Raw genomic sequence first — 6,162 nt, forward strand, 5'->3', positions numbered from 1 at the left:
TGATATATTAAACTAAGATTTCCCTTGAACTAACCTGACCCTTTGAATAGGTGCGTAGGAGTCAGAATTCTCACTCCTTCATTTGTTAAAGAAGCAGATAGTTGAAGAAAGTTTTATATGTCTATTATTTGTCCTTTTTTAATGTCCTCTCCATTATTTGAGCGATTTGTTGAGAGTTCATATCTTTTTCTTCATATAGTTTATTAACGATGTTCTGATAGTCCTCTTCGTTACGATTTTGACTTAGTTTATCGACAGCTTGAATTTCTTGTACTTTAATCTTAAATCCAACAATACCTTTTAGTTCTTTTTCTAATAACTGTGGAGAAAGCTTATCCCATAAAACAGGATTCTTTCGGTGTTTTTCGTATTTTTGCAGCAACATTGTCAGGTCCTGTTTTAACTCTTCTTCGTTCAAAATGATGGCTGCGCCATATACATGGACAGCTTGATAATTCCATGTCGGGACATTTTCCTGTTCATACCAGGAGGAAGAGATATAAGCGTGCGGTCCTTGGAAAATAATCAATACATCTTCACCGGTTTCGAATGTTCTCCATTGAGGATTCCCATAAGCCATATGCCCTGTTATATAGTAATCCTCTCCTTTTTTAATCAACTGCAAGGGTAAGTGAGTTGCAATTGGTTTCCCTTTTTTGGTGGTGATAAGTGTTCCAAATGAATTCTTTTGAATAAATTCCCTGGTTTCTTCAAAATTTGTGACCTTAAAATATTTAGGAATATACATGATGTTCCGCCTTTCAACAAAAGTTAGAGTGTTATCAGCTATTAATTCGGTACAACTTGAAAGAAGTCCTACTTGAACTTACCTGGATCGTTAGCTTAAGTCCCTTTTTCAAAAACTTTTTTTCATCGTAACATAATTACCCATTAATATATAAACTTAACATCCAGTGTTTTTCCTCTTCATAAATCAAACAAAATCTTCATACCTCTTGATGTATTGGTAAATAATATCCTAGAGGTGACGGAATGGAAAAGGATAAATTAAAACTCACATCTTCCGAAATAGGAACTTTATGGGGAGAGTATGTAAATGGAACAGCCGTTGATATTGTAAATAGATATATGGTTTCTATTATTGAGGACGAGTCAATTAAAACCATTTTTAAGGATGCTATTAAGACGTTCGAAAAACAAAAGCAACAAATTGTAACTTTTATAGAGAACGAAGGGTTTTCAGTTCCAATTGGTTTTACAGAATCCGACCTCTTTAAAGGGAAACAACGATTATTCACAGATATATTTTGCCTGAATTATTTACACATCATGACTTTACATGGTTTGCTAGGACACTCCACTTCGTTGGGCGTTTCTGTCAGAGAGGACTTAAGATTTTTTTACGACTCTTGTGATAATGATGGGAAAAGGATGTATCATCAAACCATTGATTTATTGCTGGAGAAAGGAAGTTTTCAGAGAGACCCTTTATTTTATCCAGCTGAAAACCCTGAATATGTTTCCAGTCAAGATTTCTCAGATGGACTTTTCGGAAAGGGTAGAACTTTAGCAGCCACAGAAATCATAAGCATTTCTTTCAACCTTAAAAAAAGTATTATGGCAAAAACTCTTTCAATCGCATTCAGTCAAGTCGCACAAACAAAAGAAGTAAGAAAATTTTTAGAGGATGCCGGAAAAACGGCCGACCAACAAATAAAAGTTTTTTCAAAAATTATGCAAACGGATAATTTACCCGTTCCTAAGTCGTGGGAAACTGAAGTTACAACTTCAACAGATTCTCCTTTTTCTGATAAGTTAATCTTGTATCTTACTGGTTTCTTATTCCAAGCTGCACAAGCCTATCACGGGACAGGGTTAGCATCCGCAATGCGAACAGACCTTGTTGCCACTTACGAAAGCACCATTCTACAAAATCTTATGGTAACGAAGAAATGGTTTAATATCATGGTACAAAATAAATGGTTAGAACAGCCTCCACTTGCTCCTAATAGAAAAGAGATTGCAAAAGAAAAGTAAAAAATACAGTGTTACCCTAATTGGTGAGGGAGTAACACTGTATTTTTTAGCTGAGGTCCCTGTCACCACCCGAATACTCTTGATTCACAGGATGTTCCACAAGAGGGGACGATATGGCAGCTTTTTTTGCATAAAATTGCTCTTTTAAAAAGCTCCCTAAATTTCTCATTATCTTCTGCAGTAAATGGTATTAGTCCCTTTGTACGCTTGCCGCTTTTTCGAGCCATTGCACTCAAATAACGTGATAGTAATATTTGATCAATGTTTTCATTGGTATAGCTATACCTAGTATGGGGAACAAGTTACAAGACAATGGACAAATTAATCATAGGAATCCAGCTTTAGTTGAAAGGGGATAATGCCTTGATTGAAAAAATGGAGGTTGGAGAAAAAGCTGCTGAGTTCGTGAAAGATGGTATGGTCGTTGGACTTGGTACAGGGTCTACCGTTTATTATTTCATGTCTAAGCTCGGACATTTAGTCCAGCAAGGACTATCCATTAAGGGAGTACCTACTTCTAAACAAACGGAAAAATTAGCGTTAGAGCTTGGCATCCCACTTGTTTCGTTAAATGAGATTGAGCAAATTGATGTAGCGGTTGATGGAGCAGATGAAATCGATTCAGAGTTAAATCTCATTAAAGGAGGAGGCGGAGCCCTTTTAAGAGAGAAAATAATTGCAAATGCAGCTAAAACATTTATTGTCGTTGCAGACTCTCATAAAAATGTGGATACATTAGGTACTTTTCCACTGCCAGTCGAAGTGGTGCCATTTGGTTATGAAATGACCATGAAGTACATTCGAGAGCTTGGAGGTAATCCAAAGCTGCGGCAAAAGGAAGCAACCCCTTTTCTTACTGATAACGGTAACTATATTATCGACACCAGCTTTCAAGAAATTAAGAAGCCAAGAGATTTAGAGAAAAACCTAAACCTTATACCTGGTGTGGTGGATAATGGATTATTTATAGATATGGCGGATACGGTTATTACCATTGTTGATAACACACTAGTAACGAAAATCCGAGGATAGATAGTAGAGAGAATAGATACGAACATGGGGGAAGAATAATGGAATCAATGACTTTTGTCTTATTTGTAGCATCAGTAATGAAGGAATTTGGTTTTCGAATAATGTAGTAAGTATAGCGAAAAGTGTCTTAAATCATTCTAAGTAGAAGAAGATAAAACAAATTATTTACACCCTTGGAGGAGAACATAATGAAGGTAGGACTTATTGGTTTAGGAAAAATGGGATTAAACTTAGGACAAAATTTATTGGATCACCATCACGAAGTGGTAGCATTTGATGTGAATCCAAGTGCAGTAGAAAATATGAAGCAATATGGAGCTACAGGTGTATCAAGTTATAAAGAACTTATTCAGTCTTTGGATCATCCAAGAATTGTATGGATTATGCTCCCACATGCTGTGGTTGATTCCGTTATCGGTGAAATCTTACCGTTTGTGGGAAAAGGAGATATTGTCGTTGAAGCAGGTAATTCTCACTATAAAGAATCGATTCAACGCTACAATGAATTAAAGGAAGTTGGCGTGAGCTTTATGGATGCGGGTACTTCAGGCGGAATGGAAGGGGCTCGAAATGGAGCTTGTTATATGATTGGCGGAGATCCAGAAGCATGGGAAGTCGTAGAACCTCTTTTCAAAGATACAGCTGTTGAAAATGGCTTCTTATATGCCGGTAAAGCAGGCAGCGGGCATTTCTTGAAAATGGTTCATAATGGAATTGAATATGCCATGATGGCTGCTATTGGAGAGGGCTTTGAAGTACTAGAAAAAAGTGATTTTGAATTTGACTATGAAAAGGTTGCAAGAGTTTGGAATAGTGGATCCGTTATTCGTTCATGGCTGATGGAATTAACAGAAAATGCATTCTCAAAATATCCAAATTTGGATGAAATTAAAGGGATTATGCATTCCTCAGGTGAAGGAAAATGGACTGTAGAGGCAGCATTAGATCTCAAAACAGCAACACCAGTCATTGCAATGTCCTTATTAATGCGTTATCGTTCTTTAGAGGATGACACATTTACTGGTAAAGTTGTAGCGGCTTTACGGAATGAATTTGGTGGACATGCTGTCGAAAAGAACTAAAAATATTATTTATTAAAAATTGGAGGAAAAAGATCATGAAATTTTTTATCGATACTGCAAACCTAGAGGAAATTAAAAAGGCTTATAAAATTGGCGTATTATCAGGTGTAACTACCAACCCTTCACTCGTTGCTAAAGAAGGCGTGAAATTCGAAGACCGTATTGCTGAAATACTAAATGCCGTTCCAGAGGTTGAGTCAGTTTCTGCCGAAGTAACACCAAATGCTTTAACAGCTGAGCAAATGATTGCAGAAGCAGACGAGCTCATTAAAATCAACGGTGGCGATAAGAATATTACCATCAAAGTTCCAATGACACTTGATGGACTAGAGACTTGCCGCTATTTAACTAAAAAAGGTGTTAAAACCAATGTTACCTTAATTTTTAGTGTCAATCAGGCATTGCTTGCTGCACGTGCAGGAGCTACGTATGTTTCACCATTCTTAGGACGTTTAGACGATATTAATGAAGATGGTGTAGAACTAGTAGCAAAAATTGCTCAGATGTTCCGTGTTCAAAATCTAGATTCACAAATCATTGCAGCATCAGTTCGTCATCCTGACCATGTTACACGTGTGGCGTTGGCAGGAGCTCATATTGCAACGATTCCATTTAAGGTCATTGAACAATTATCAAAACATCCGTTAACAGACCAAGGTCTTGAAAAATTTGCTGCTGACTGGAAAACAGTATAAATATTGCTGAAAAACTAAAGGGGCGTTATCTCTTATCCTTGCCGGGATAGGAAATAACGTCCTTTTACATTATTTAAATGAAAGTTTTTTAAAATTTCATTGTTGATTCTTAGTACAGCAGTATGAAAGGTCGATGAAGGACAAATCAGGAAAGTACCCAGTTAGATTAGTCCTTCATAAGGGTGATGAAGGACAAATCAGGAAGGTCCCCAACGAGATTAGTCATTCATATGGATGATGAAGGACTAATCAGGAATGTTCCCAGCGAGATTAGGTCTTCATAAGGGTAATGAAGGATAAATCAGGAAGGTCCCCAACGAGATTAGTCCTTCATAAGTGCATCAAGGAATAAAAGGAATTCCACACAATGGTGACTTTTAAAGGGGAGGAATAGAAATGAAAAACAAAATCATGAAAATACAAAAATTAGGATTTCCATGGGAGACAGAAGACCCGTTCCTAATGACAGTCCATCATAAAGATGCGTATCCTTCAGGAAATGACCAACAGGTTCCTAACGCTTCATTGGAAGGCAGAAATCTTGGTGAGGATTTTACACTGCATGATGGGTTTAGAATGTATCACGGCAAAACGGTTCCAGGATTTCCTGTACATCCCCACAGAGGTTTTGAAACGGTAACCGTCGTTCTTGAAGGCCTTATTGATCATTTTGATTCATATGGGTCCACTGGACGATTTGGGAATGGAGATGTTCAGTGGATGACAGCAGGAAAGGGTGCCCAGCATACTGAAATGTTTCCTCTCGTAAATCAGGATAAAGGCAATCCACTTGAATTCTTTCAGATATGGCTGAATCTACCGGCAAAAGATAAATTCGCTGATCCTGAATATAAAATGTTATGGGCTGAGGATATACCGGAAGTACAGTCGGCTGCTGCGAATGGACAGAAAACGACCATAAGACTGGTTGCTGGAAGTATGAAGGGCAAGTCTAGTTTAGAACCAAACTCTGCTTCTTGGGCAAACGATAAAAGTCATCATGTGGGGATTTACGTTATTCATATGGAGCCGGAAGCAGTCTTCACCCTGCCATCCGTTTCAGCGACAATGACGAGAAATATTTACTATTATCAGGGAGATAAACTAAATATAGATGAAACAGCGATTGAAACGTACCACCGTGTAAAGCTTGCCGGTGATCAGGAAATCACGATTACGAATGGTTCATCTGAGAGTTGCTGGGAGAGATGCATTTAAAACCTAATTAATGGTGCCTGGTGTATTAGATAATACATGTCGAAAGGTATTTCCTCCAGAAATTACAAAAAGACCCCAGTACACTTCATGAAGTAAGATTAAGATACCTGACAGGGAACCTCAAACTTACATCATTC

At 37.6% G+C, this 6,162-nt stretch carries 6 protein-coding genes and 1 pseudogene; 5 read left to right on the forward strand and 2 right to left on the reverse strand.

Going from position 1 to position 6,162, the window contains the following annotated elements; translation table 11 throughout:
• Positions 1-124: 124 nt before the first annotated feature.
• Positions 125-748: an FMN-binding negative transcriptional regulator gene (locus M3189_RS25435; RefSeq protein ID WP_251639443.1), complete on the reverse strand. Its 624-nt coding sequence runs from the start codon at positions 746-748 to the stop codon at positions 125-127.
• Between the two features lie 245 nt (positions 749-993).
• Between M3189_RS25435 and M3189_RS25440 the strand changes: the two genes are divergently transcribed.
• Complete coding sequence (locus M3189_RS25440) at positions 994-1,998, forward strand: DUF3231 family protein (RefSeq protein WP_251639445.1); 1,005 nt, start codon at positions 994-996, stop codon at positions 1,996-1,998.
• A gap of 134 nt (positions 1,999-2,132) precedes the next feature.
• Here the strand turns inward: M3189_RS25440 and M3189_RS25445 are convergent.
• A pseudogene (locus M3189_RS25445) lies at positions 2,133-2,291 on the reverse strand (DUF188 domain-containing protein); the annotation flags it as partial.
• 82 nt (positions 2,292-2,373) lie between these two features.
• Between M3189_RS25445 and rpiA the strand changes: the two are divergent.
• From rpiA to M3189_RS25465, 4 genes are all read left to right on the forward strand, one after another.
• Complete coding sequence (gene rpiA, locus M3189_RS25450) at positions 2,374-3,030, forward strand: ribose-5-phosphate isomerase RpiA (protein ID WP_251639458.1); 657 nt, start codon at positions 2,374-2,376, stop codon at positions 3,028-3,030.
• Between the two features lie 188 nt (positions 3,031-3,218).
• The gene (gene gnd, locus M3189_RS25455; RefSeq protein ID WP_251639447.1) at positions 3,219-4,112 is read left to right on the forward strand and encodes a phosphogluconate dehydrogenase (NAD(+)-dependent, decarboxylating); all 894 of its coding nucleotides are present in this window, start codon (positions 3,219-3,221) and stop codon (positions 4,110-4,112) included.
• A gap of 35 nt (positions 4,113-4,147) precedes the next feature.
• Complete coding sequence (fsa, locus tag M3189_RS25460; RefSeq protein ID WP_045517207.1) at positions 4,148-4,807, forward strand: fructose-6-phosphate aldolase; 660 nt, start codon at positions 4,148-4,150, stop codon at positions 4,805-4,807.
• A gap of 396 nt (positions 4,808-5,203) precedes the next feature.
• Complete coding sequence (locus tag M3189_RS25465; RefSeq protein WP_251639449.1) at positions 5,204-6,025, forward strand: pirin family protein; 822 nt, start codon at positions 5,204-5,206, stop codon at positions 6,023-6,025.
• The last annotated feature ends 137 nt before the right edge of the window (positions 6,026-6,162 follow it).

Origin of the sequence: Neobacillus niacini, from assembly GCF_023715415.1 — a bacterium.
Classification (GTDB): Bacteria; Bacillota; Bacilli; order Bacillales; family Cytobacillaceae; genus Neobacillus; species Neobacillus niacini_C.

Excerpts from the sequence above, each read along its gene's own strand:
- M3189_RS25435 (WP_251639443.1), bottom strand. The coding sequence starts at position 748 with ATGTATATTCCTAAATATTTTAAGGTCACAAATTTTGAAGAAACCAGG.
- M3189_RS25440 (WP_251639445.1), top strand. The coding sequence starts at position 994 with ATGGAAAAGGATAAATTAAAACTCACATCTTCCGAAATAGGAACTTTA.
- rpiA (WP_251639458.1), top strand. The coding sequence starts at position 2,374 with ATGGAGGTTGGAGAAAAAGCTGCTGAGTTCGTGAAAGATGGTATGGTC.
- gnd (WP_251639447.1), top strand. The coding sequence starts at position 3,219 with ATGAAGGTAGGACTTATTGGTTTAGGAAAAATGGGATTAAACTTAGGA.
- fsa (WP_045517207.1), top strand. The coding sequence starts at position 4,148 with ATGAAATTTTTTATCGATACTGCAAACCTAGAGGAAATTAAAAAGGCT.
- M3189_RS25465 (WP_251639449.1), top strand. The coding sequence starts at position 5,204 with ATGAAAAACAAAATCATGAAAATACAAAAATTAGGATTTCCATGGGAG.